Source organism: Mesorhizobium sp. WSM4841, from assembly GCF_055811515.1.
In genome coordinates this window covers 109,178-134,414 of record NZ_JBVVQC010000006.1, presented here as the reverse complement: position 1 = coordinate 134,414, position 25,237 = coordinate 109,178, and the positions used below count along the sequence as shown (strand labels likewise).

At 60.4% G+C, this 25,237-nt stretch carries 17 protein-coding genes and 1 pseudogene; 11 read left to right on the top strand and 7 right to left on the bottom strand.

Annotated features, from left to right (window positions below; genetic code table 11):
- Window positions 1-43 precede the first annotated feature (43 nt).
- The 6 genes from AC0L14_RS09580 to AC0L14_RS09555 all read left to right on the top strand — a co-directional run bounded on the left by AC0L14_RS09580 (window position 44) and on the right by AC0L14_RS09555 (window position 7,994).
- Window positions 44-982 carry an ABC transporter permease gene (locus tag AC0L14_RS09580; RefSeq protein ID WP_473485099.1) on the top strand — a complete coding sequence of 313 codons (939 nt, stop codon included), beginning with the start codon at window positions 44-46 and terminating at the stop codon, window positions 980-982.
- On the top strand, window positions 979-1,827 hold the full coding sequence (locus tag AC0L14_RS09575; protein WP_473749291.1) for an ABC transporter permease: 849 nt from the start codon (window positions 979-981) through the stop codon (window positions 1,825-1,827). The genes AC0L14_RS09580 and AC0L14_RS09575 overlap by 4 nt, the downstream gene beginning before the upstream one ends.
- A complete protein-coding gene (locus AC0L14_RS09570) occupies window positions 1,824-3,500 on the top strand; it encodes a dipeptide ABC transporter ATP-binding protein (RefSeq protein ID WP_473749289.1) in 1,677 nt (558 codons plus the stop codon). Before AC0L14_RS09575 ends, AC0L14_RS09570 begins: the two co-directional genes overlap by 4 nt.
- Window positions 3,501-3,548: 48 nt before the next feature.
- On the top strand, window positions 3,549-5,048 hold the full coding sequence (locus AC0L14_RS09565; RefSeq protein WP_473749288.1) for an ABC transporter substrate-binding protein: 1,500 nt from the start codon (window positions 3,549-3,551) through the stop codon (window positions 5,046-5,048).
- Between the two features lie 539 nt (window positions 5,049-5,587).
- Entirely contained in the window at window positions 5,588-6,031 is a 444-nt protein-coding gene (locus AC0L14_RS09560; protein ID WP_473749286.1) for a dienelactone hydrolase family protein, read from the top strand.
- Between the two features lie 10 nt (window positions 6,032-6,041).
- Window positions 6,042-7,994 carry an adenylate/guanylate cyclase domain-containing protein gene (locus tag AC0L14_RS09555; protein ID WP_473749285.1) on the top strand — a complete coding sequence of 651 codons (1,953 nt, stop codon included), beginning with the start codon at window positions 6,042-6,044 and terminating at the stop codon, window positions 7,992-7,994.
- A 495-nt stretch (window positions 7,995-8,489) separates the two neighbouring features.
- On the opposite strand, the gene AC0L14_RS09550 is transcribed toward AC0L14_RS09555, so the two are convergent.
- Both AC0L14_RS09550 and AC0L14_RS09545 read right to left on the bottom strand, forming a co-directional pair.
- A complete protein-coding gene (locus tag AC0L14_RS09550) occupies window positions 8,490-8,939 on the bottom strand; it encodes an OsmC family protein (protein WP_473749283.1) in 450 nt (149 codons plus the stop codon).
- Window positions 8,936-9,565, bottom strand: coding sequence for a GntR family transcriptional regulator (locus AC0L14_RS09545; RefSeq protein ID WP_473637438.1), 630 nt, complete (start codon window positions 9,563-9,565; stop codon window positions 8,936-8,938). The genes AC0L14_RS09550 and AC0L14_RS09545 overlap by 4 nt, the downstream gene beginning before the upstream one ends.
- 136 nt (window positions 9,566-9,701) lie before the next feature.
- On the opposite strand from AC0L14_RS09545, the pseudogene AC0L14_RS09540 reads away from it, so the two are divergent.
- Together AC0L14_RS09540 and AC0L14_RS09535 are read left to right on the top strand one after the other, a co-directional pair.
- A pseudogene (locus tag AC0L14_RS09540) lies at window positions 9,702-10,184 on the top strand (IS630 family transposase); the annotation flags it as partial.
- 160 nt (window positions 10,185-10,344) lie between these two features.
- The gene (locus AC0L14_RS09535; protein ID WP_123149520.1) at window positions 10,345-11,400 is read left to right on the top strand and encodes an acyltransferase family protein; all 1,056 of its coding nucleotides are present in this window, start codon (window positions 10,345-10,347) and stop codon (window positions 11,398-11,400) included.
- A gap of 799 nt (window positions 11,401-12,199) precedes the next feature.
- Here the strand turns inward: AC0L14_RS09535 and AC0L14_RS09530 are convergent.
- Together AC0L14_RS09530 and AC0L14_RS09525 are read right to left on the bottom strand one after the other, a co-directional pair.
- Window positions 12,200-13,489: a glycosyltransferase family 4 protein gene (locus AC0L14_RS09530; RefSeq protein ID WP_473749282.1), complete on the bottom strand. Its 1,290-nt coding sequence runs from the start codon at window positions 13,487-13,489 to the stop codon at window positions 12,200-12,202.
- Between the two features lie 23 nt (window positions 13,490-13,512).
- Window positions 13,513-14,475, bottom strand: coding sequence for an NAD-dependent epimerase/dehydratase family protein (locus AC0L14_RS09525; protein WP_027153593.1), 963 nt, complete (start codon window positions 14,473-14,475; stop codon window positions 13,513-13,515).
- Window positions 14,476-14,800: 325 nt separating this feature from the next.
- Here AC0L14_RS09525 and AC0L14_RS09520 point away from each other — a divergent pair, with 325 nt between their 5' ends.
- A complete protein-coding gene (locus AC0L14_RS09520; RefSeq protein WP_473749281.1) occupies window positions 14,801-16,141 on the top strand; it encodes a nucleotide sugar dehydrogenase in 1,341 nt (446 codons plus the stop codon).
- A gap of 207 nt (window positions 16,142-16,348) precedes the next feature.
- On the opposite strand, the gene AC0L14_RS09515 is transcribed toward AC0L14_RS09520, so the two are convergent.
- The gene (locus AC0L14_RS09515) at window positions 16,349-18,631 is read right to left on the bottom strand and encodes an FG-GAP repeat domain-containing protein (protein ID WP_473749279.1); all 2,283 of its coding nucleotides are present in this window, start codon (window positions 18,629-18,631) and stop codon (window positions 16,349-16,351) included.
- Between the two features lies 1 nt (window position 18,632).
- The gene (locus tag AC0L14_RS09510; protein WP_473749278.1) at window positions 18,633-19,457 is read right to left on the bottom strand and encodes a PIG-L deacetylase family protein; all 825 of its coding nucleotides are present in this window, start codon (window positions 19,455-19,457) and stop codon (window positions 18,633-18,635) included.
- Between the two features lie 177 nt (window positions 19,458-19,634).
- Here AC0L14_RS09510 and AC0L14_RS09505 point away from each other — a divergent pair, with 177 nt between their 5' ends.
- Window positions 19,635-19,844 carry a hypothetical protein gene (locus tag AC0L14_RS09505; protein WP_473526256.1) on the top strand — a complete coding sequence of 70 codons (210 nt, stop codon included), beginning with the start codon at window positions 19,635-19,637 and terminating at the stop codon, window positions 19,842-19,844.
- Between the two features lie 626 nt (window positions 19,845-20,470).
- Window positions 20,471-21,916, top strand: coding sequence for a lipopolysaccharide biosynthesis protein (locus tag AC0L14_RS09500; protein WP_473749276.1), 1,446 nt, complete (start codon window positions 20,471-20,473; stop codon window positions 21,914-21,916).
- Window positions 21,917-22,269: 353 nt separating this feature from the next.
- Here the strand turns inward: AC0L14_RS09500 and tssH are convergent, their stop codons facing one another.
- Complete coding sequence (gene tssH / locus AC0L14_RS09495; RefSeq protein WP_473526258.1) at window positions 22,270-25,020, bottom strand: type VI secretion system ATPase TssH; 2,751 nt, start codon at window positions 25,018-25,020, stop codon at window positions 22,270-22,272.
- Window positions 25,021-25,237: the final 217 nt, after the last annotated feature.

The window sequence follows — 25,237 nt, the reverse complement described above, 5'->3', positions numbered from 1 at the left end:
GAATGCAGGGGAAAGGGAGCGGACGGGGAAACACCTCAGGGCCATGCACCGCTATAAGTTCGTTCTATACCGTCCGCTTCAGTTCCTGCCGGTGCTGTTCGGCATCAGCGTGATCACGTTCATCCTTGTCCGGCTGATCCCCGGCGACCCCGCTCGCGTTCTGCTCGGCACCCGCGCCACCCCCGAAGCGATCGCCCGCATCCGCGCGCAGTACGGCCTCGATGAGTCCATGCTCGCCCAGTATTTCTACTTCCTGCGCAACCTCGCGGAGGGCGAGATGGGGCGCTCGATCCTCTACAAGATCGATGTGCTGAAGCTGATCGCCACGCGCATCGAGCCCACTCTGACGCTGGTGCTTTGCAGCGTTGTGCTGTCGGTATTGATCGCCGTGCCGGTGGCGGCGATCGCGGCGCGCAATCAGGGCAGGCTGGCCGACCAAGTTATCCGCATCGTTTCCACCTTCGGCATCGGCTTCCCGCCCTTCTGGCTCGGCCTGATGCTGATCATCCTGTTCAGCGTCGAACTCGCCATTCTCCCGGTGTCCGGTTACGGCAACACGCTTTCTGAAAAGCTTGCACATCTCGTGCTGCCGAGCCTCACTGTCTCGCTGTCGCTGTCGACCGTTCTGGCGCGCAGCTTGCGTGCGGCGATGGTCGAAGGCTTGAAGTCCGACGTGGCGACTGCCGCGCGCGCGCGAGGCATGCCGGAGAGCATCGTGTTCTGGCGCCACGTGCTGCCAAATTCGTTGGTGCCGACCGTCAACCTTCTCGCCGTAAACATAGGTTGGCTGATAGGCGGCACCGTCGTGGTGGAGACCGTCTTCGCGCTGCCCGGCATGGGCCAGCTGCTGGTGCGCGCCATCTTCTCGCGCGACTACATGGTCGTGCAGGGCGTGGCGATGGTCTTCGCCTGCGCCACCGTGCTGATCAACTTCCTGGCTGACATCGTCACGGTGGCTCTCGATCCGAGGGTGAAGCTGTGAGCGAGCCCTTGGCCGCGCCCGCGCTCGGCAGGAAGGGCCGCTTTCGCCGCCGCGGTACGCTGGCGGCCGGCGTCTTCCTGCTTGGGGCGTTCGTCGTCCTCGCGCTCGGCGCGCCGCTGATCGCGCCCTACGATGCGATCGCCCAGGACGCGACAGCACGGCTCCAGGGGCCGTCCTGGCTGCACCCGTTCGGGACCGACAATTTCGGCCGCGACATCCTCTCGCGCGTCATCTGGGGAACGCGCATCGACCTCAAGATCGCCGTCATCGGCGTTATCTTCCCCTTTCTCATCGGCACCACGCTGGGCACGGTAGCCGGCTTCTTCGGCGGGATAGTCGACGCCATCTTCATGCGGCTGGTCGACGTCATCCTGGCCTTCCCGTTCCTGGTATTGATGCTGTCGATCATTGCGATCCTGGGGCCTGGCCTGGCCAGTTTTTACATCGCCATGGCCCTCGTCGGCTGGGTTTCCTACGCGCGGCTCATCCGCGCCCAGATGCTCGTGCTCAAGAACCACGATTACGCGGTTGCGGCGGTCAGCCTCGGCTTCAGCCGCATGCGCATCATGTTCCGTCACCTCCTGCCCAATGCCGCTGCCGGCTCGGTCGTCTTCGCGATGTCCGACGCGGTCCTCGTCCTGCTGAATGGCGCGGCCATTAGCTATCTCGGGCTGGGCGTGCAGCCGCCAGTCGCGGAGTGGGGCGTGATGGTGGCGGAAGGCCAAGCCTTCGTCACCACCGCGTGGTGGATTACATTGTTCCCGGGGCTTGCGATCGTGACGCTCGCCTTCGCCTTCAGCATGATCGGCGACGGGCTGGCCGATTTGTTCGGGGTTCACGAGTGATCGCGGCGCTGCTCAAGGTCACCGACCTGACGGTCGTCCATGACGGTGACGGCGGGGAGCGTACCCTGCTTGATGCCGTGTCGCTCGATCTCGCCCCGGGAGAAGTGCTCGGGCTGGTCGGCGAGAGCGGGTCGGGCAAGAGCCTGCTCTGCCGCTCACTCGTTAGGCTGCTGCCATCGAGCCGGCTCAGGATCAGCGGTGGCTCGATCACACTTTCCGGGCGTGAGCTGACGACCGCGCCGGAAGCCGAGATGCTCGCGGTGCGCGGCGGTGAAATCGGCATGATCTTTCAGAATCCGAGCAGCCATCTCGACCCGGTCATGAGGATCGGCGACCAGATCACCGAGGGCATCCGCTTTCACCAGCAGCTGGACGCCAAGGCGGCGCGCGCCGCGGCGGTGGATATCCTCGCCCAGGTCGGGTTTCCGGATCCGGCTCGGCAATACGATAGCTACCCGCACGAATTCTCCGGCGGCATGCGCCAGCGCGCCATGATCGGCGCGGCGCTATCAAGCAATCCCAGGATCCTGATCGCCGACGAGCCGACGACGGCACTCGACGTGACGATACAGGCGCAGATCCTGCGGCTTCTGATGGACATCCGCGCCAGGCGTGGACTCTCGGTGATCCTGGTCACCCACGATCTCGGCATCGTTGCCCAAGTCTGCGACCGCATCGCGGTGATGTGGCAAGGTCGACTGGTGGAGATTGGAGAGAAGCGCGGTCTGCTTGCGGCGCCGGGGCATGCCTACACCCGTTCGCTGATCGCCAGTCATCCCTCGCTGCCGGAGGAGGACATGCCGGCAAAGGCTGAGAAGCTCCGGGCACCCGGAGCGGTGCCGGTGGTCGACATCGAGAAGCTGCACGTGCGCTTCGCCACGGGCGGCCTGTTCCGGCGAGGCGCGGTTGATGCCGTCAATGGGGTCACACTCCGTGTCATGCCGGGCGAAACGGTCGGCATTGTCGGCGAATCCGGAAGCGGCAAGAGCACTCTGGCGCGCGCCGTCCTTGGACTTACGCCGGTCTCGTCAGGCACGATACGGTTCGATGGTACGGACATCGCATCGGGTCGCGCAATCCTCGGCATGCTGCGACGTCAAACCGCCATGGTTTTCCAGGACCCCTACAACGCCCTCAATCCTCGTCTTACCGTTGGCAAGATGCTGGCGGAGGTCCTGCGGGTACAGGGCAAAATCGAGACCGCGCAAATTCCGGCACGCTGCGGCGAACTGCTCGACTTGGTCGGCTTGGGGCGCGCGTTCCTCGACCGCAAGCCGCGCTCGATGAGCGGCGGCCAATGCCAGCGGGCCGGCATAGCTCGCGCGCTCGCCGTCGACCCGAAACTTATCATTGCGGACGAGTGCGTGGCCGCCCTCGACGTCACCATCCAGGCGCAGATCGTGGAGTTGTTCCGCGAATTGGTGGAACGTATGTCGCTCACGCTGATATTTATCGCCCACGATCTCGCAATCGTTCGCAATCTCTGCCAGCGTGTTGTGGTGATGCACCGCGGCGTGATCGTCGAGGAAGGTCGGTCGGAGGAAGTGTTCTCCCGGCCGAAGCATGCCTACACCGCCGCGCTGATTGCCGCCGTTCCGCATATCGATCCGGACAAGCCGCTGCTTGCTCCCTCGAAGATGGCGACCCCGCAGGCCGACGGGGTCGCAAACTGAAACCAAAGGCAAACCAGAAGGGGAATAACGATGTTAAGAAGCAAATGGATGCGCATCGGCTTGGTCACCGTTATGACCAGCCTGTCCCTGGGGGCGACGCTCGCAGAAGCCGCCGGCGTACTCACGATTGGCCGGCGCGAAGACTCGACCACCTTCGATCCGATCAAGACCGCCCAGAACATCGACCTGTGGGTGTTCGCCAACGTCTATGACGTGCTGATCCGCGTCGACAAGACGGGCACCAAGCTGGAACCCGGTCTCGCCGAGAGTTGGGAGGTCAGCCCGGACGGCCTCACCTATACGCTCAAGCTGCGCGACGCGAAGTTCTCGGACGGCTCCGACCTGACGGCCGACGACGTGGTGTTCAGCCTCACCCGCATCAGGGATGACGAGGGTTCGCTGTGGGCGGATCCTTTCAAGGTGATGGATACGGTCGAGGCAACCGATCCAAAGACCGTCACGATCAAACTCAAGCAGGCGACCGCGCCGTTCCTGGCGACGCTGGGCTTCCCGATCGCCTCGGTTCTTTCCAAGAAGGGCTTCGAGACGCTCGGTCCGGAGAAATATGCCGAAACACCCATCGGCTCTGGCGCCTTCACTATCACGGAATGGAGGCGCGGCGACCGTGTCATCCTGGCGAAAAATCCGCATTTCTGGGAGGCCGATCGTGTCAGCCTCGACGGCGTCGAGTGGATCTCCGTGCCGGACGATAACACCCGCATGCTGAACGTGCAGGCCGGCCAGCTCGACACCGCGATCTTTGTGCCGTTCTCACGCGTCGCCGAACTGCAGAAGGATTCCAACCTCACCGTTCATCTCGACCCGTCGACCCGCGAGGATCACCTGCTGATTAACCACGAGCATGGCGCGCTGGCGAAGAAGGAGGTGCGGCAGGCCCTCGACATGGCCATCGACGAGCAGGCTGTGGTCGATACGGTGACGTTCGGCTACGGCGAGGTCGCAAACTCCTACGTCCCGAAAGGCGCGCTCTATTACTACGCCGACAATCTGAAGCGGCCCTACGATCCGGAAAAGGCCAAGCAGATGCTGGCCGACGCCGGGGCCTCGGACCTGACGCTCAACTACGTCGTGCGGGCCGGCGACGAGATCGTCGAGCAGACGGCCGTGCTGCTGCAGCAGCAGCTCGCCAAAGCCGGAGTCACCGTCAACATCCAGAAGGTCGATCCGAGCCAGGAATGGGACATGCTGGTGGCCGGCGACTATGACGTCTGTGTCAACTACTGGACCAACGACATCCTCGACCCAGACCAGAAGACCACCTTCGTTCTCGGCCACGACGCGAACATGAATTACATGACCCGCTACAACAACGAGAAGGTCAAGGAGCTGGTCGCGGCGGCGCGCATCGAGATGGATCCGGCCAAGCGCGAGCAAATGTACACCGATCTGCAGAAGATGGCCAAAGAGGACGTCAACTGGATCGATCTGTACTACAGCCCGTTCATCAACGTCTCGCGTAATAACATCGAGAACTTCTACCAGAATCCGCTGGGCCGGTTCTTTCTGGAAGACGTGGTCAAGAACTAGACTTGTGAACGAAGCCACGGGACGCCGCTCTGCGGCGTTCCGCCCAAGCCCTGACAGCACGTTTGGCGTGCTGCCCGTCTTACCGCGCGTCGTTTGCTGGGACAGGTGAGCGATCTGCTGCTGTCGCTACTTCCGCTTTCTGACAGTTCCGCGCTGATTGCGGACGGTCCGCACCCGTGAACCAAGACTGCCGGGCGGCAATGCCTCTATCTCTGCCGGAGAGATCACCTTTGCCGCTTCCTGAAAGCAGACATAGCCCGCGACCACGCTGGAGGTCATGGATGCGTAGCCATTCCCGGGTCTTCTCCAAACCCGACCTTCGCCCTTCGGCCGCTGTCGACCGATAGTGTTCTCTAATGGGTCAAGGGCGGCGGCTCGGTTGTGAGCGTTATCGACGCTTTCGGGTGCCTGCGTTCTCTACGTGCTCATGGGCACTTGATGGGGTTAACTGGGTGTGGAGCGGCTTGGTGCAGTCGAGCGGCTTATGGGGCGCAAATTCAAGGCAGCGATTGCCTACTATCCGATATGTTCGGTAGCGAGTGGCGACAGTCCCGACCTTGATCCTGATCGGCGAGCTTGACTATTGGAGCCCCGCCAAAAAATGCCGAGAGATGATGAAGCAGCGCAGCGGCAGGGGAAGCTCCGTGCAGCTTCAGGTCTACAAGGGCGCTCATCACGCGTTTGATGCCCCGGAATTCAAGACTGGCATCGAGGCCTACGGTCACTGGGTGGAGTACAAAGCGGTTGCAGCCGACCGATCCGTAAGCGTTGACACTCTCGACACTGCGCGAGAAAGGGGCGCATCTTCGAGGCGCCCGCGTCCGCGACTGAGGCGGGCGCTCTTCCATATTTACGAAAGGAACACCCCTATGAGGATCGGAATCATCGGCGCTGGAAACATCGGCGCCACATTGGTGCGAATGCTTCGGCGCGTCCTCTCCTTAAAGCCGTCACCGGGCTTGCAATGCGGTGGCGCATTATGACATTGGCTGCATGAGCACGTCCGCACAACCAGTGCGTCTGGTCCGCCCCGAAAAGAAGCGGCGTCGCATCCCCATTGCAGTCATCATGGCGATGAGTTTCGGCAGCCTCGTGTTCCTGTCGGTTGGCGGCGTGCTCGCATTGTCGGTCGGCGCCAACCTTCGCAACACTTTCGACCTGCTCGGCGCCCAGTCGACGCTCCTGATCGATGCGATGGAGGATTCGCTGCGCGCCGAGATGGGGCGCGCCGAGAGCGCCGTGGACGGCGTCGCGCAGCTCTACAAGCAGGGCGAGTTCCAGATCAACGACGAGGCGATGTCGGCGGCAGTTGCCAGTGCGCTGGCGGCAGCGCCGGGGGTGAACGCAATGTTGATCTGCACACCCGACCTGATTTGCAGGGGGGCGGCGGTGACCGGGGACAACGACGCCAAATATCCTGCCGGAACGATCCGGAAACTCCCCGCCGAGACCGAGAAATCGCCGCAAGTGCGCGCCGTTCTTGAAGAGCGCCAGCAGGTCGACGGACGCCGGTGGGGCGCCTTCGTGGCCAACGAACATGGCTTGTTCGCCAACGTCTCGGCGCCGCTGTCACGCGATGGCGCCACGAAGGCCTGGGTGATCGCCGCGGTGGAACTGCAGAACTTGTCCAAAATCACGCAGGAACTGTCGTCGCGCTTCGGCACGCATGCCTTCATTCTGGATGGCGACGGATCCATCCTGGCGGACCAGCGGCTGGCTTCCCCGGATGCGCTGAAGGACGGCATCCTGCCGCTGACGCCGCTCGCCAATTTCGGCGATCCGGTTCTCGCCGGATATGAGGCGCGCAAACCGGAACCGGAGTTCAGCACGCAGCGTACCCGCGATATCGAGGTTGCCGAAATCCGGGTTGACGAAATCCAGGTTGACGACAAGGACGGCTCGACGTCATGGGACGGAGAGAACACTTACGTCGCTATTACCCGTGAGATCACCGGCTATGGCGACCGGCCCTGGACGCTCGGCGCGTATTTCAAGACCAGTCAGATCGGTGACGAAATCGAGCGCGTCATGGGATCGGCCATGCTTGGACTTGGCGCGATGGCGGTGGCGGTCATCGTCGCGATTCTTCTCGGCAAGCGCCTGTCGCGCCCGATCCAGGCGATTGCCGGCCAGGCCACGCGCGTCGCCGATTTCGATCTCGACGGCGTGACCCCCCTGCCGCGCAGCAGGGTGCTGGAGTTGGACAACCAGGCTTCGGCGTTCAATGCCATGCTGATCGGTCTGCGTGCATTCTCGACCTATGTTCCGCGCTCGCTGGTGGCCAAGCTGGTGCGCACCGGAGAGAGCGGCATCGCCGAACCGCGTGAAGCGGTCGTCACCGTTATGTTCACCGACATCGCCGGCTTCACCACGCTGTCGGAGCAGATGGACGCCGCCGCCGCGGCCAGGCTGCTGAACCACCACTTCGCGATCCTGTGCGGCGCGGTCGATGCACATGGCGGCACGGTCGACAAGTTCCTGGGCGACGGCATGCTGGCGTTCTTCGGCGCGCCGGATCGTCTGAAGGGCCATGCCGCCGCGGCCGTCCGCGCAGCCGCGGCCATCCGCGAGAAGCTGGACAAGGACAATCTGGAAGCGGCTGGCGAAGGCCGGCCTCCGCTTCATGTCCGTATCGGCATCCACACGGGCTCCGTCATCGTCGGCAATATCGGCGCATCCGATCGTGTCAACTATACGATCGTCGGCGACACCGTGAACGTCAGCCAGCGGCTGCAGGACCTCGGCAAGCAGCTCGAACCGGGCGCCACCGCCGCAATCGCCATTTCCGGCGAGACCGCGTCGCGGCTCGACGAAAGGTTCGAAAGGATCCCGGCGGGCAAGCACCGGCTGCGCGGCCGCGGCGAGGCGACGGAGGTCTTCCAGCTTGGCAAAGTCGCGACGTCAGCATCGCCCCCTATGGACGTTCACCGCGCCCAAGCGGGCTGAGTAACATGCCACTTCCATGCCGCTGATCGGCGGCTTGAAGAAGCCGACGGCTTTGGGAATGACTGGAGCCGGGTCACCTAGCGCCGTAGCTGATTTCAATTGGAACGGCAGGAACGGTGCAAAGTCGCTGTTCCGGGCAACGTCCGCTTACGAGCCGCCAAATCGGCCTAGCAAGGGCCGGTTTGGGGTCAAGACTGGTGGTTCTGGTGAACGTCGGCTTCCGGGAAGGAAATTCGGTCAGGAAGGGCCGCTTCGGGTCAACTCACGACGATAGTCCGCCGACCCAAAGCGGAAGTTCGCTTCCGCCCAGTCGAACTCACGCCCATGACCCATCGGTGACCTTCATTGTCCGCATTGTGAACGGCAGCAATGCTGACCCAATGCGGACACAACTCGCAGACACCGGGGAAGCGAAACTAAGGATAGCCAATGTGCTTAAGCAGCGAACGCCCAACTAGTGGCTTTTGAGCAGGTCGCCATGCCGTCGAATGCCTGTCAAGTGACGACCTGGATTTCCGTCTTCACGGAATTGGCAATGAAGCACTGTTCATGCGCCGAGTGGTGAAGTTCCGCTTCTGTTGCGGCGGTTGGCGTTTCACCGGCGTAGACAATGGTCGGATTGAGGTCAATGCGGCTGACTACCAATCGTCCGTCCACCTTCTCCATCATCCCGACCGCCTTGTCGGTATAGCTCTCCACGACGATCCCCTGGGGCGCCGCGATCGAGAGAAAGGTCAACATGTGGCAGCTGGAAATCGCCGCGATGTAAGCCTCCTCCGGGTCGACGTTGGCTTCCACTGAATAAGGAAGCGGAACGATATGTGGCGAAGCGGATGCCGGCACCACTTGGCCTCCGTCGAAGCGCCAGATGTGCGCGCGGCTGTAGCGCTTGTCGGTGAATACCGCTCCTTCTCGCTCCCTGTGCACTTCGACGGTCATTTTCATGATTGATCCTTTGTCGGAACGGAAAGAAGTCTTGCAGTCGTCTGGATCAGATGGCAGCGAAGATGCTGCGCCGCAGCGTCGAAATCGCGCCTCGCACAAGCGGCAACGATCGCCGCGTGTTCCTCGAAGAAATCAATTCGCTCCTGGGCGCCACGCCCTTGGTGAAGGGTTGACCGCCGGGATTCTCGTCGAAGGTCTCCGACGGTCTCAAGTAATCGAGTATTCGTGCAACCGCTGTACAGGGCGAGGTGAAATTGTTGGTCGAGCTCCAGAATCCGCGACGGATCGTACTCCGCGAACAGCTCGTCGTTGAGCCTCTCAGCCTTACGCAAGGCGGAAGGCTGAAGCTCCGGCAGCGACTGCTCCAAGGCAGCGACCTCCAAAATGGCCCGAAGTTCGCAAAGTTCGGTCGCCTCCCGTTCTGAGAGGATCGCGACTGCCAGGCTTCGATCGGGTCGCCGCACGACCAAGCCACTTCCGAGCAAACGGTCCAGGGCCTGTCTGACTGGCTGGCGGCTCACTCCGAAACGCTCGGCGATCGATTCCTGCTTGAGAACCGAACCTGGTGCCAATTCACCTGACTCAATCTCGTCTTGCAGCTCGCTAAAAATCGATTTTGGATCCATGGATCCAAACAGTATGATATTTCGGAGTTGGTCAAGCTCTAATCAGCTTCAACCGTTTTCCTGCAAAGTGGCATTCCCGCTTTTCCGCTCAAGCGCAGGAACAAAGTAATGAGTTGCTTTGCGCCGATCTCGGCCATCACACGACTACAAGCGGCACGGCACAACGACGCTCTTCGCTGCCCTCAACGTGCTGGACGGCACGGTCATCGCGCAGAACATGCAGTGCCACTGCCATCAGGAGTTCATCAGCTTCCTCAACCGCATCGAGCGCGAGGTGCCGGCAGACAGGCAATCCATGTAATCCTCGACAATTTCGCCGCGCAAAAAAAGACAAGGTCAGCGCCTGGCTCGACCGCCACCGGCGCTGGACCTTCCATTTCACCCCAACATCCTGCTCCTGGTTCAACGCGGTCGAGGGCTTCTTCGCCAAACTCACCCGGCGCAGGCTCAAGCACGGCGTCTTCCATTCCGTTGTCGATCTTCAGGCCGCCATCAACCGCTTCATCCGCGAATACAATGCCGAGAACCCGCGACCATTCATCTGGAAGCCAACCCCGATGACATCATCGCCGCCCGAAACCGCGGGTTCCAAATGTTGGATCAATCCACTAGGTCGTGAGGCACGTACCTTCGAAAGGATGAATTCGGCTCTCAAAGGACGAACTTACAATGCCCATCTGCGGCCTCTAAGCTCACTTTGACGCGCTCTGCCCAAAAACGGATCTCCTTGCTGAGATCGCAATGCCCGACGCAAGAGGTCACTTCTTGAAGGCTATCAAATGAGTGATTTCGACTTACGAAGGCCCAACGCCCTAAGCTTCTTCCGGCTATTCTTTGCGTCGCTTGTTATTATATCCCACTCGCCGGAACTTATAGATGGGAACTCGAATCGTGAGGTGCTGAAGAACATCTTCGGTACGTTGACCTCCGGCCAGGTAGCTGTTTACGGCTTCTTCTTCATTAGTGGCTTCCTCGTGCTCGACAGCGCGATGCGAAGCAGCATCTACGCCTTTATGTCCAGACGTGTACTTCGTATAGTTCCGGGTTTTGTTGTGGCATACTTGATCAGCATTAGTCTGGTATTTTGGCTGGGAGGTGGTGACTTTGATGAACTATCTCCGAGCCAGTGGGCGGCTAAGCTTTCCAAAATGGCGCTCTTGCTGAACCCGGCGCAGGTAGGATCGGCGTTTGCCGGGTCCCATGCACCAGATGTTAATGGATCACTATGGACTATTGCATACGAGTTTCGCTGTTATGTGCTTGTGGCAATTGTGGTATTCTGTCTCGGTCGCGCCACGCTTGTCTTTTCGATCATTTCAGTGTCACTGGCCATAATCCTCGTTAGTTCCATTTCGCAAGGTGTCTACTTTCGCTACGACCTTGGAAACTTTGAGCCCATCGGTAACGTGGACGATGCCGTACGTTTTACCATGATATTTTCCATTGGGGCGTTGTTTCAGCTGCTCAAGGAGAATGTGAGGAGGAGCAATCGGGTAGCGCTTTTGTGCTGTATCCTTCTCATAGGCGGGATGTGCTCGGAACGGCTAGCGCCCCTGGCAGTGGGCGTGTTTGGAGGTTATCTGGTCCTGTATTTGGCGTTTCTAAACGAGAACAGCGTCTTAAATTCGATTAACCGAAGGAATGATATATCGTACGGCGTGTATCTCTACGCATGGCCGATTCAGAAGCTACTGATCATGTATGTTCCGGCAATCACGCCTACGCAGCTGACGATCTTGACCTTGCCTATAGCAGTCTGCGCGGGCTTTCTCAGCTGGCATCTTGTTGAGAAACGCGCGATCCATATGCGGCTGGCGATCCTCCGCACTGCATAGTTCGGCTGTCGTTGGGCCGGTGCCCATGTTTGAAGACGACCTCGGTCGAAGCCGACGGCTCCGCCCGTCGGATAGACGCGGTTTCGCTCGCCGGACCGCCAGCACATGCTCGACGTGCCAGTTCCCATTGGCGTAGGAGGCGGGCAGAATGGTTACCATAGTCCATCGATGCCATAAACGACGCGATCGCCCGGGCCTTGCGCTGAAGCCCTCGCGCCTGGCGTCGTCGAGTTCATAGATCACCTGTGGGCGGTGCGCACTTAGGACCGACCGCTTCGGCGAACACACAGATGGTGTCGAACTGTTGGGCCGAGCGCTCTGCTCAATCGCGGCAGCGCTTTGCGGCACCGGTTCAAATGCGTAGACGCGTCCTGCCGCCCCCACGCGGCGCGGCGCAATCGATGTCGTAGACATAACTCACCTGCGTTCAGGTTCGATGCAAGTGGCTGCTGGACCGGCGGCTCGTAGGCGCCCCGCGCAAAATCTGGGTCGCCGCTCGCGTTACGATCCTGAGGCCACCCGCCTCGCCACCAGCAATGCGTTGCGATTTGGAGAACAGATTGCGGAGCGTTACAGCCAGGTTCACTCGGCCTCCTTCACTCCGCCCTTTGGGCTGGGTGCACCTGACGGCCGTTCGGGAAGAGAACGGCGGGCCTGACGGGCCCATTCCAATCCGACATGGGTTGGCCGTAGACCGATACGCTCACCGGGTTGAGCGCTACACTGAGGGTCGCCGCATGCGCATCACATCGGCCTACAAGCTGCGAGGCACTTGGCGATCGCCGCCCACCGCTAAAGCTCAATGGCTCACGATCTTTGTGGAAACATGGACCCGCGTGCCTGGGCGCAGTTTCTGATAGACGGACTTGAGCCGTTCTGCGCGCGCCTCCCACGAATACAGCTCGACGGCACGCTTGCGCCCTTCGCTTCCCATTTCGCTTGCCCGGACCGTATCCTCCAGCATCGTGATCAATGCCTGGGTGAGCTCGCCAGGAGCATCGACTTCGACCAGCATCCCGGTGCTGCCAGCTAGAATGGATTCACACATCCCGCCCACGCGCGTTCCCACCACCGGTATCCCGCAGGCCATGCCCTCCACGACCGATATTCCGAAGCTCTCGCTGAGGGACGGATTCACAACAATGTCGGCCTGATGGTACGTCGCTACGAGGTCCTTGTGGGGCACGTTGCCCACGAAGTGAACTCGATCACGTAACTCGTGGCGCTCGATGAGTTCCTCTAAATGTTCCCGATATTTGCAATTGCCCCAGCGATCGTAGAAACGGCTCAACGCGGTTACCCGCGGATCCGACGAGAGGCTGGTCAGGAAGTCCACCGGAAGCGGAGAATGCGGCCCTGCGATCCGAAGTTCCACGTCCGCAAACCTGGCCGCAACCTCACTGAAGGCCTCGATCAGTGTGTGAAGCCCCTTCTCTGGCGACACCCGCCCAACGAACAGGATGACACGTCGGGTTCTGATGGATGCGGAAGCCCGCTGCTCGCTCGGCCGAAAGTAAGAAACGTCCACGCCATTACCGACAGTGGCAACGACGCCAGGATAGTCCGGGAATGCAGAACGAAAGGTCCTTGCGATGTGGTCGCTGACGGCGACCACCGCATCCACTACCTTGAGCTGACGGGCCACCTGATCGCGGTCACGCTGTGACAGCCACTCGCACTGCATCTCAAGCACGAGCCGATGAGATGAGCTGGCTGCCTTCAGTTCCCGGCACCATGCCCAATAATTCATCAAATGGACGATATCTGGTTGATCGACGGCGAGGTAGCGACGAACCTTGTTACGATATTGCGAGTGGTCATCGGCCTTCCCATCCAGCCGCAGCCAGCGCGCCAGGCGCGGAAACTGGTGGATGATCCGCTGCAGTGCGCGGTCACGCCGCGCCGCAGCCCGCCGCACCGCGAACGGCAGGTCCGGGGGCACCGTGTCGTCTCGATAATGCTTGCCATAGAGCGTAATCTGCAGGCCTTCGCCGAGCCGCAGCGCCGTATTGTAGACGATCAGACCGATTGAGTTTTGAACAGGCGGAAAAAGTCTATCGTACGGCTGACCGACGTATACGAGCTTCATGTCACTCCCCACCGTCAGCTCGTTCAGGCGACTCTTCTAAGTGCAGGGCGGTCTTCCGGTCGGGAGAGGTGGTCGGCGAGGCGGCGAATGCCCTCTTCGAGCGGCACCAGGGGACGGTTCAATATAGCCTTCATCTTGTTCGTGTCAGGACAGCGGCGCGTCATGTCGCCCTCCGCAAGGGGCGGTCGGAATTCCAACTTCGATGACGAGCCCAGCACTTCGATGACAAACTCGGCCAGCTGTCGAATGCTCATTTCCACGTCGCTGCCCACGTTGATCACTTCGTTCTCGTGCGCGCGCGTTCGATGAACCGCGATGCAAGCGTCAACCGTGTCGTCGACATAGCAGAAGGTGCGGGTCTGCGAACCGTCCCCGTAAATCGTCAGGGGCTCGCCGCGCTGGGCGGCACGCACAAATCGCGGCAGAACGAAATCCTCGCTCTGACGTGGTCCGTAGGTGTTGAAGAAGCGAAAAATGGTAAATGGCAGTCCAAACTCACGCTGAAAAGTGCGCAGATAGACCTCTCCAAGATTCTTTACCACTGCATACGGCAGACGAGAGTTAAGCGGCGTGGTGCTCTCGTTTTGAGGAATCTCGAAAGGCTCGCCATATACCTCCGATGACGAAGCGAAGTAGACACGCTCGGCGCCGGTGTTCTTGCATAGCCTCAGCACGTTCTCGATACCGGTGATGTCGCGCAGCACGAGCAACGGATTTGCCAAAGTCCGCTGCACACCGACCACGGCTGCGAAGTGGAAGACGTGGGTGAAATGGAAGCGGTAGAACAATGATGAGATGTCGTCGAAATCGTTCGCATCCGCCTTTACAACGGTCAGATTGCCCGCGTCTATTTGTACCTTGTCTCGACTTCCGGTCGACAGGTTGTCAGCGACGACCACCTGGGTCTGAGGTAGCTTGACCAACGCGCGAGTGAGGGCACTGCCGATATTGCCCGCTCCACCAGTTACCAGGATCGATTGCGTCATATTCCCCACCTCGACCGAACAGTTTAATCGACTGACGCAGTGTGCGTCCCTTCGCCAAACGCGGCATCTTCGATCTCGCGAGCGAAGGTGGCTCCCAGATCCTTTAGGATGTCGCTTGAAAGTTAAATGTGGCAGCGCAAGGTTTATTTGACAACGTGGCTTGGGGTAAGCATTTCGGCTGTTCTCCCAATGGTGCAATCCATGCTATTTTCAGCTCTGGGGTTGGCTAAGCGCATACATTTTGCTGATTGCTGTGGACTGCTTCCCCGCGGTAATTGAGGCGATCCTTTATTGTCGACATTGAAGCGAAAGTTGCCAGCATCTCATGCAGACTGCTCCAGACCTTCAGGAACTGGTTAACCGCATCCGAACGCGGGACTACACCGTTGGCATCATGGGCCTCGGCTACGTTGGTTTACCGCTCGCCATGATCTCGCTGGACGCGGGGTTCAAAGTCATCGGTTTCGACATCGACGCGTCTCGGGTTGCACTTCTTAACCGCGGAGAAACAGGCATAGATCATTTGCCTGGTGCTGTCATCAAAGTGGCTGTCGACAGCAAGCGGTTTCGCGCCACCAGCGATTTCGCCGACCTAAGCGAACCCGACGCGATCTTGATAGCGGTGCCAACGCCGCTCACCAAAAACCGGGAGCCGAACCTGTCGTTCGTCGAAAACAGCGCACGTGCGATCGCGGAGCGGCTGCGCCCTGGTCAACTTGTCGTTCTGGAGTCGACGACCTGGCCAGGAACGACGCGAGAGGTCGTGCAGCCGCTGCTCGAGGCGACGAATCTTTCTCTAGGAAAGGACTTTTTTCTCGCCTATTCGCCCGAACGGGTGGACCCAGGCAACGACGTACACACCACCGCCACAGTTGCAAAGGTGATAGGCGCCGACGACCCATCGTCCCTACAGGTTGCCAAGGAACTGTACGACCAGATCATCGTGCAAACCGTTCCCGTGGCCTCCACCGCAACGGCAGAGGCTGTGAAGCTGACCGAGAACATATTTCGCTCTGTGAACATTGCGTTGGTCAATGAGCTAAAGGTGATTTTTGACAGGATGGGCATCGACGTCTGGGAGGTGATCGAAGCCGCCAAGACCAAGCCGTTCGGATATATGGCGTTTTATCCAGGCCCCGGCCTCGGCGGGCACTGCATCCCGATCGACCCATTCTACCTGACCTGGAAGGCAAGAGAGTACGAAATAACAACACGCTTCATTGAGCTTGCCGGTGAAATCAACACGAACATGCCGCATTATGTGGTTGACCGCCTTGTGGAGGCCTTGGACCGGCGAGCCAGCCGCGGCCTGAGCGGTTCGCGGATCTTGGTGATCGGGATGTCCTACAAGAAAAACGTGGGTGACACACGAGAAAGCCCATCGTTGAAGCTGATCGACATCATGGAGCGACGCGGGGCAGTCGTTGATTACCACGATCCCTACGTACCGGAGATACCCGGAACAAGAGAGTACGCCACCCTGGCAGGTCGCCCCTCTGTGGATATCTGCGCTAGCAGTTTGGCATCGTATGATGCCGTTGTCATCTCGACAGATCATGATGCGATTGATTGGCAGAACATCACCAAGCACGCAAAGCTGGTGCTCGATACCAGAAATGCTTGTGCGCGTAGTCAGTCACGCACCGACAACGTCGTAAAGGCATGAGCGGCCCGACTTGCGCACTGGTTTGGTCAACCTGCTATCGACAACGTCGAATGGTTTAACACGTCGAGCGGTTGAATTCATTCAGCGCATCGCATTTTCCCGGACTTGAGCGTCGAGGCATGAGCGCCCGCGCAGCCGTGTAAACAGGTGGTGCCGGACGAGGTCGCTACGGTACATGCGGCGCCGGCCGATGCTCACCCCTCCCCGTCAGCGGGCCTTTTGGTCGCCATCAGCATCCTTGCCGACCGCGTCATTCCGCCAGACATGGATCGCTTCGAATGCGTCCCATGCGATCGACACGATGTCGAGATCCCCGTCACCGTCGAGGTCGACCGTCCTTGCTCCCAGATGGCTTTCCATTCCTTCGCCGACCAGCTGCTCGATGAACCGTCCCCCACCCAGATTATGCCAGCTCGAGAGGCGAAGTGCGCCGCGATGCTCGCCCATGATAAGATCCGGCCTGCCGTCCCCGGTCATATCGGACACGGAAAGGCTATTAAGGGAACCGCGCGAGGTGATTTCGTGTTGCTCCCAGTCGGAGGAGCTGTCGCCGGGGTTGTGCCACCAATACGCCTTAGCGCTGTCGGCTTTGCCATTTTCCTCGGTCACGACGATGTCCGCACGTCCATCGCCATCAAGATCGGCGGCCGCGACGCGGTCGGGATAGACCATTTCAGGAACTTTTCCAACATGCCGAAGCTCCCAGTCTGGCGAGCCGTCACCTGGATTGCGCCACCATGCGGCCGTCTTTGCATCGCCGGTCGTGGCGACAAGGTCAAGTAGACCGTCGCCATCGATATCGGCGAATGCGATCCCTTCATCAGACGCTTCGACGCAGATGCGGGTGCGCGGCCATGGCTCGACTGTTGGATCGTCAGGAATCTTAAAATAGAAAACCCCACCGCCACTCGAGACCGCCAGCTCCGGCTTCCCACCTTTTACGACCTGGGCTAGCGCATGGCCCTGAGAGCCGAGCTCATGACTGGCGGCGGGAACCTCTCCGATCCCGTGCTCTTCAAAGCGGCGCGCTTCAATGTCCTCGGCACGGAGCCACACCAGGTGCAGCGCCCTGCCTCCGCCGCGCTGTGCTATGACCTCCCCGCGCCCGTCACCATCGAGATCCAGGGCTGCGACCGCGTCCACACCCTCGGCAAGCGGGGTCCGTTCCCATTCTGTGTTCCAGGCTTCGGACGGTTGACGGTACCAGAACGGACCCGAGATGATGTCTGTGAGATCATCACCATCCATGGCGGAAAAAGCGATCCCAAAGGAGCGGACGTGCCCGTTCGTGATGCGATGATAGGTCCAGCGGTCGAGGCGGACTGATGCAGGCGGATCCAGCCGATTGATCCACACTCTGACAGGCGGGTTGCCCACCCAGTTCGCCCCATAGATGTCAAAATCGCCGTCCTTGTCGACATCGGCGACGACGCCGTTGTGGAGACCCACATCGTCGATCACTTGACGGGCCCAGCGCGTTCCTCGCCCGTCGATATTGTAATGGATCGCGAGTTTGCGCTCCTCGGTCGTATGCATCTGCCCGACCACGACATCGTTGTCCCCGTCTCCGTCCATGTCGGCTGCCTGCAGCGTATGGGCGCCCGCGACAGAAGGCTGAATGACATGGCGGATCCAGCGACCCGTCGGTCCGGCGAGGGGCTGGAACCAGGCGACGTCGTCAGTGTGCTCGGAACTCGAAGTCAGAATGTCGGCGCGGCCGTCCTGGTCAAGGTCGGTGACGAGTGCCTTGAATGCAGGATTGAACGGACCAAGCTCGTAGCTGCGCCATAATGCTGGATCGCGTGCTGCCGCTGCGCCTGGATTCGACGCCCATACTCCGTGCAGGACGAGATCGACATCAGCATCGCCGTCAATATCACCGATTGCCATTCCCTCTTCGCCAAAGTTGAAGAAGAACAAGCCCACGCGGGTCCAGGAGCTGGGGCTTTCTTGGAAGAAAATCATCACTTCGCCAGGCGCCCGAACGACGATATCAACGAGGCCGTCCCCGTCGAAATCGGCCGCCTTGATGTCTTTGCCCCAGCTGCCGACTGCACCGATTTCCCGACGCTTCCAGCTGGGACCGTGGGTCGGGTTATCATTCGGCCGCGGGTTCTCGAACCAGACGAGATTGACAGCATCGGACCCATCGGCCGTGACGATGTCGGGATCACCGTCCCCATCAATGTCGGCAAGCACGCCGTCGGTGGTGAACTCGACGCGGGGCCTCGCGATTACGGTGTGGACCAGATCGGGCCACCGCCACCAAGACATCGCATCCTCGGGGAAGCCGCCAAGAACGAAATCTAGTCGATTATCGCCGTCTATATCGCCAACAAGCTTTACATCTCCTGAATAGGGGGCGATCTCTTTGCGTTCAAAAACAAGACCCGACTCTAGAATTTCTTCGGGAGGTCCCTGTCCCTGAGCGGCGTCGCAACTTGCGAGGGTGTACCCGATCATAAGGACCGCGATCAGGCGGCCAAACATGCTAAATGTTGATTTCGTAGCGTGTGAACATTTCGTAGTCGGCCAGCAACCGCTCGACGAAATCTCCCCCCGACAAGTCCGACAGCGTCCGCCATTCATCTTGGTTCTCCAGGCGCTGCATCTGCGACGCATGCGCCGCCAGCGCTTCACGCTTTACGCCGATAACATCGCCAACATAGGCGAGGCTATTGAGCGTGGACGGCGCCCGCAGCCCTGCCGCCGTCTTGATCGTTTGCCGCAAAGTAACACGCCACATATTCGGCAAATCGCCCCACAGACTTGTCCATGGCCAATGGTACCAATACCAGACTGGATACTCGAATACCGTGACAGGGCGACCATAGGCACGAAGCGCCGCGCGAACTGCTGCATTGACGGCGACATGATCGGAAGTCGGATCCTTTGCATGGTTCACGAAAACGCTCTGCGGCCGCCATGAGTTGAGCATCGACACGACCGCATCTGTTATCTCATGAACGTGATGATTGGCCGCCCCGTCTGGAAGGCGTAAGAATGTAACACTTTCGGATGATGCGCCCAGACGATGAACTGCTTCTATGGCTTCGGCCTCGCGTGTCGCCCGCAAGGTTTCAGGATGCATAAGGTGGCGATGAGACGCGGCGCCATCGGTGACGAAAACAAAACGGACCTGGGCGCCCGAGGCAATCTTTTTGGCCGCAACGCCACCGCAACCCAGCGTCTCGTCATCCGGATGCGGCGCAACAATGACAGCCGACGCTGACCAGTCGCCTATCTCAAACGGCCTAAGTCGCAGTCGCAATTGACTATCAAGCATGGTGCTGAAGGTCCGCCTAAAGGTCCACATCGTTGCGCTTCCATCATCCGTTCGCTCGCGTCGTTGAACGCCGATCGCCCATGGTAACAGAACTCACGGGCGTTCGAGACCCGTGTTTGCTGGTGGGGAAGGCTTTATGAACGTGGGTATACCCGCGGGGGGATTGGGGACACGGCCGGCCGAGGAAACAGAGAGCCGCCCAAGCCGATGGTCGAGATCGGTCCGATGCCGATCCTGTGGCACATCATGATGCACTACCACCGCTACGGCCATCGCGACTTTGCCATCGCTCTCGGATACAAGGGCGAGTACATCAAGCGCCGGTTCAGCGATTACATTCCCTTGAACGACAGCTTGACGGTCCACGCCGCAACCCAGGGATGTGAAACGCCACGCTGCGTGACTGGCGTGCGCTGAAAGAGATGGTCGAGCAGGGATATAGCCTGGAAAGGTCATCGCCGAGCGGACCGAGACAGCTGCTAAGCCCGCTTCTTGATCGCCCGCGCGGGTGGGCGTGTGGAACGCGGGATGGTCAATCGGTAACCAGGCTGCACCAAACAGACATACGCCGTTTGGGGACGTTTACGTTCCCACGCTCCGGCGTAAGGTTTGGCACGATGCACTCGAACGAATTCCAATCCCAGCAACGCGCCCGCCGCGATGACATCAGGATATGAGCCGTAACACCGCCTAATTTGATTGCGCTAAAAAGAGGATCTCCAGAGGAGCTGCCTATGACCAATAAGAACTGGATGCAGCCACCCTTCCTCTCCAACCACAGTATCCTCAGCCATGGGTGCTTGTGGGTGGTGGAATAGAATGACGAGCAAGCGCGCTAAACGCTGTCCGTGTCCCGCGACGACTCTGCGTTCGCGAGGTTCCAGCTCGACAAACGATAGCCGGAGAGAGGTCGACGGCTCTCCTTTTTATTCACATAGACCAGGCCAGATCGCTAGCGGCGCAGCCGTGAGACGAAGACGGAAAGCCTTGGCTGCGCGATCGAAAGTCGCAGGCCTGTCTGGCAACGGGCCAAGAGACGTGCAATGACATCGATCGGCGCGAAGATTGTCAGCGGCGCAGCCTGGGCAGCAGTCGAAACATGGGGTCGGCAAGCAGCCATGTTTGCCGTTTTTGTCGTATTGGCCAGGCATCTCGGACCTGAAGCATTCGGCCTCGCCGCCCTCTCCATGGTTGTACCCGTCATTCTTGCTGTTCCGGTCACGATCGGAATACCGGAGGCACTCATCCAACATCCTAAAATCGAGTCCTCACACTTTGACTCGGCCTTCTGGCTTCTCACCGCGACCGGCGCGGTGATTAGCGGGCTCATCTGGACGTCTGCCGGTTTGATTGCTGCAGCGTTCGGACAGCCCATTCTCGAAGATCTCATCCGCTGGAGCAGCGTGGTCGTCGTAATTCAGGCTCTCTCGTCGGTACCTGCGGCTGTGTTGAAGCGCCAACTCGAGTTCCGCTTGTTCGCGTTGCGTACACTTGCCGGCACCGTCGTCGGCGGCACACTCGGCATCGTCTTGGCAATAGCCGGTTTCGGCGTATGGAGCATGATTTGGATGCACCTTGCAAAAGCGGCTGTGGAAACCGCTGTCCTTCTCCTTGGCAGTTCTTGGCGGCCCGGTCTGACCTTCTCCTATGCAAAGGTTCGTGACCTGTTAGGATTTGGCGGCCCGCTTATCGTCCAGACTTTTTGGAGTTTTTTGAACGAGGAAATTCCAAAGGTCCTACTCGGTACGTTCCTCGGCCCCTATGCGGTCGGAGTCTATGCTCTCGCCCGTCGTCCGCTCGACCTTCTGGTGCAAGTATTCCTCAGTCCGCTGATGGCTGTCACAATGCCCACCGTGGCACGGATTCAAGATCAACCCGAAAAGATCGACCGTTTCTTCAACACGACCGTCCGCATGGCCGGGATAGCGGGATTTCCTGCATTCGTCGGATTTGCCGCGATCGCACCGATCGCGGTCCCCTTTATCTTCGGCCCGCAATGGGCCAGCGGGGTCGTCGCTGTTCAGATTCTCATGCTGCTGGGCCTGCAACGCACGATTGACAGCCTCTGTGCGTTTACGATCCTTGCAATGGGTCACTCCAGGTTGATCCTGAAGTTGAACATAGCTTACTCTGTTGTCGCAACGATGCTGTTGTCCGTCACTGCGCAGATCAGCCTCGAGATGACAATGGTGGCGCTCGTAGCCTGCAGCCTGGTCCTCCTACCCATCTTCCTCTTCTACGCTCAGCGCATCGCGCGTATCGACGTGCTGAGACCCCTTGAGATCTTCCCACGACTGGCTCTCGCCGCCCTCCTGATGTTCGGCGCCATCAGCGCGTGGCTACGCAGCGCGCCTGAGCACGCCGCCCAGGAGACACTCCTTATTGGCGCAATTGTCCTTGGAGCCTCTGTCTATGGTACGGCTCTCTTCATGCTGGTGCGCTCTGACCTGTTCAATGCGCGAGACTTGTTCCTCAGGCTTCGCGGCTAGTTTGGTGTCGGGCGCGGCCTGTAGATGCGGGATTTCGAGGTACCGATACTGCCCTCCATCCTCTTTGATGCATCTTGGGCCCGCTTTGGCCAGAGCACGGAATGCCTGCGACTTCGCTGGGCGGCCTAGTGTGCCGGGAAAGGGCAACGGGAAATGGGAGAAGACCTTGGGCATCCCGCGCTGCTGCAGCAAGGGTTTGCGAGATCGAACCGCTTTCCCAAACCGCAACCGCGTCTATGCGTGAGACAAGGTTCGCGACAGCGTTTTGAGACGGCTCAGTAAATGGCCCCCTCCACCCCAGGCGGTCCTACGGCTCCGGTGCCAAGCACTGGAGCTATAGAACTGCTCCTGGGCTATTCGAAGGAATAGGTGAATCCTCCTTCGGAGGCTCCGACAGTCACTTTCGTCATCTTTTCGCCCTCGAGCGACCGGTTCAGCACGCCGCGGCTCAATTCCGGCAGAAGCGTGTTTGTCAAAATGGCGTCGATCATTCGGCCGCCGGATTCGATCTCGGTGCAGCGGGCCTTGACCAGATCCATGACACCGTCACCGATCACCAACTCGGCATCGTTGCTTAAGCGCAGCCGGCGGGCGATCTTGGCGAACTGATGGCGGGTGATCGCTTCGATCATCATGTCCGAGAGCGGGTAGTAAGGGATGGTCACCACCCGGCCGAGGAAGGCCGCTGGGAAAACCTTCAGCAGCGGGGCGCGCAATGCGGTGTCGAGATCGTCGAGCCCCGCCCGCACCGTGCCGCTGCTGGTCCGGTCCATGATGACTTCGGAGCCAACGTTCGAGGTGAGCAGGATCAGCGTGTTTTTGAAGTCGATCCGCCGGCCTTCACTGTCGTCCATCATCCCCTTGTCGAAGACCTGGAAGAAGATTTCATGCACGTCCGGGTGCGCCTTCTCGACCTCGTCAAGCAGGATCACCGAATAGGGCTTGCGCCGGACCGCCTCGGTCAGGATGCCGCCCTTGCCGTAGCCGACATATCCGGGTGGCGCGCCCTTCAAGGTAGAGACCGTGTGCGCCTCCTGGAACTCGGACATATTGATCGAAATGAGGTTCTGCTCGCCGCCGTAGAGCGTCTCGGCCAGGGCCAGCGCGGTTTCGGTCTTGCCGACGCCCGAGGGACCGCAGAGCAGAAAAACCCCCACTGGTTTTTCGGGCGCGCCGAGCCCGGCCCGGCTGGTCTGCACGCGCTTGGCAATCATTTCCATGGCGTGATCCTGACCGACCACGCGTTCGGACAGAGTGGCGGCGAGCCGCAGCGCCTTTTCGGTCTGGCTCGACAGCATCCGGCCAGTCGGGATGCCGGTCCAGTCCTGCACCACGGCAGCCACGGCGTTGCGGTCGACCGACGGCAGGATCAGCGGCGTCTCGCCCTGCGCTTCTGCGAGTTCGGCCATCAGTTCCCGCAGCCGCGCGAGATCGGCAGCCGGATCGGGTGGAGAAGGATCGGCAGTGGCCGTTGCATCCGCATCGGTTTCGGGCGCTTTGATCTCAGATATCTCGGCGCCTGCGGTTTCGGCGACCGCCTCCGGAGGCTTCACGGCATCGAGCGGCACACCCTCGCCGCGCAGCCTGGCGCGCAATTCGAGTATTTCGCCAACCAGCGCCTTTTCCCGATCCCAACGTTGCTGCGCGGCAGCAAGCGTGAGTTCGGTCTCGGCAAGCCCGGTTTCGACCCGAGCCTGCCGGTCGGCCACGCCGATGCCGATCGCTGCCTCACGGCCGATGATGGCGCGCTCGACCTCCAGCGCTTGGCGGCGGCGCATAATGTCCTCCACCTCGGCAGGAGTGGCATGCTGCGAAATGGCGACACGGGCGCAGGCGGTGTCGAGAAGGCTCACGGCCTTATCGGGCAGCTGCCGCGCCGGGATGTAGCGGTGGGACAGGCTGACCGCCGCCTCGATCGCCTCATCGAGTATCTGCACCTTGTGATGCTGCTCGAGGACACCGGCGACACCGCGCAGCATCAGAACGGCCACCGCTTCCGACGGCTCATCTATCTTGACGACCTGGAAGCGACGGGTAAGTGCCGGGTCCTTCTCGATGTGCTGCTTGTATTCGGCCCAGGTCGTTGCTGCGATCGTGCGAAGCTCACCGCGCGCCAGCGCCGGCTTCAGCAGATTGGCCGCATCACCGGTTCCTGCCGCGCCGCCGGCGCCGATCAAGGTGTGCGCTTCGTCGATGAAGAGGATGACCGGCGTTTCTGAGGATTGCACCTCGTCAATGACCGCCTTCAGCCGTTTTTCGAATTCGCCCTTTACGCTTGCGCCCGCCTGCATCAGGCCGACATCGAGCATACGCACGCTGACGCCCTGCAGCGTCGGCGGCACGTCGCCCTCAGCAATGCGCAAGGCAAAGCCCTCGACGACCGCGGTTTTGCCGACCCCGGCCTCGCCGGTCAGGATCGGGTTGTTTTGCCGGCGTCGCATCAGGATATCGACGATCTGCCTGATCTCAGGATCGCGCCCGACGACCGGATCGATCTTGCCGTCGAGGGCGCGCTGGGTCAGGTCAGTTGCATACTTCGCCAGCGCCGAATCCCCGCCCGCAGCCCGCCGCGGTGTTTCGGAGGCGGGGACCGCAGTCGAGGCGCCAGCTTCGAGTGAACCCTCCATGACATCTGCGAACCGCGCAATGACGGCCTGTGCATCGATCTTGTCGAATTCGCCGCTTATCTTTGACAGCAGCCCTTCCAGCACCGGCGTCTTCAGGCAGGCGAGCAGAATATGCGCACTGCGGACTTCCTCGACGCTGAATTCCAGCCCCGCCAGGCTCCAGGCTTCCTGGATGGAGTGAAAGATGTGATCGGAAAATTCCTCGATTGAAGTGGCGCCGTAAGGCAGCTTGTCGACTGCGTGGGTCATATCGGCCGTGAGCCGGCTCGCATCCACCCCGGCGTCTGCCAGTATTTGTTGCACATCCGAGCGCTCGGAAAGCACCAGTTGTTCGACGAAGTGGACGAGCTCGACATAGGGATTGCCGCGCAGTTTGGCGGTGTCGGCCGCAGCCTTGAAGGCGCGCAAACAGACAGGATTGAGTTTGGCGACCAGTTCCTTGCGTTTAAAGCTCTGCGACGACCGGCGCTGTTCCATCGAACTTGCCCCTCCAATCTGCCAGCCAACAAACTGCCACATAAGCAGCGACTTGACAAAGAGCGTTTATGAGCGGGCGTCCGGGTGTTCGATTCAATCGACTTCTTCCGTCCCGGCAGAAGCCGGCGACATCGGCTACAGCAGCCATGGAACGCCTCGCCTGTTCGCGATGCCTTCACATAAAAGGTTCGACAATCGCACCAGCGATTTCGAGCTC

Coding starts and splice junctions, on each gene's coding strand:
- AC0L14_RS09505 (WP_473526256.1), top strand. CDS start 19,635: ATGGTCGAGATCGGTCCGATGCCGATCCTGTGGCACATCATGATGCAC.
- AC0L14_RS09520 (WP_473749281.1), top strand. CDS start 14,801: ATGCAGACTGCTCCAGACCTTCAGGAACTGGTTAACCGCATCCGAACG.
- AC0L14_RS09580 (WP_473485099.1), top strand. CDS start 44: ATGCACCGCTATAAGTTCGTTCTATACCGTCCGCTTCAGTTCCTGCCG.
- tssH (WP_473526258.1), bottom strand. CDS start 25,020: ATGGAACAGCGCCGGTCGTCGCAGAGCTTTAAACGCAAGGAACTGGTC.
- AC0L14_RS09565 (WP_473749288.1), top strand. CDS start 3,549: ATGCGCATCGGCTTGGTCACCGTTATGACCAGCCTGTCCCTGGGGGCG.
- AC0L14_RS09515 (WP_473749279.1), bottom strand. CDS start 18,631: ATGTTTGGCCGCCTGATCGCGGTCCTTATGATCGGGTACACCCTCGCA.
- AC0L14_RS09525 (WP_027153593.1), bottom strand. CDS start 14,475: ATGACGCAATCGATCCTGGTAACTGGTGGAGCGGGCAATATCGGCAGT.
- AC0L14_RS09500 (WP_473749276.1), top strand. CDS start 20,471: ATGACATCGATCGGCGCGAAGATTGTCAGCGGCGCAGCCTGGGCAGCA.
- AC0L14_RS09510 (WP_473749278.1), bottom strand. CDS start 19,457: ATGTGGACCTTTAGGCGGACCTTCAGCACCATGCTTGATAGTCAATTG.
- AC0L14_RS09545 (WP_473637438.1), bottom strand. CDS start 9,565: ATGGATCCAAAATCGATTTTTAGCGAGCTGCAAGACGAGATTGAGTCA.
- AC0L14_RS09535 (WP_123149520.1), top strand. CDS start 10,345: ATGAGTGATTTCGACTTACGAAGGCCCAACGCCCTAAGCTTCTTCCGG.
- AC0L14_RS09550 (WP_473749283.1), bottom strand. CDS start 8,939: ATGAAAATGACCGTCGAAGTGCACAGGGAGCGAGAAGGAGCGGTATTC.
- AC0L14_RS09530 (WP_473749282.1), bottom strand. CDS start 13,489: ATGAAGCTCGTATACGTCGGTCAGCCGTACGATAGACTTTTTCCGCCT.
- AC0L14_RS09555 (WP_473749285.1), top strand. CDS start 6,042: ATGAGCACGTCCGCACAACCAGTGCGTCTGGTCCGCCCCGAAAAGAAG.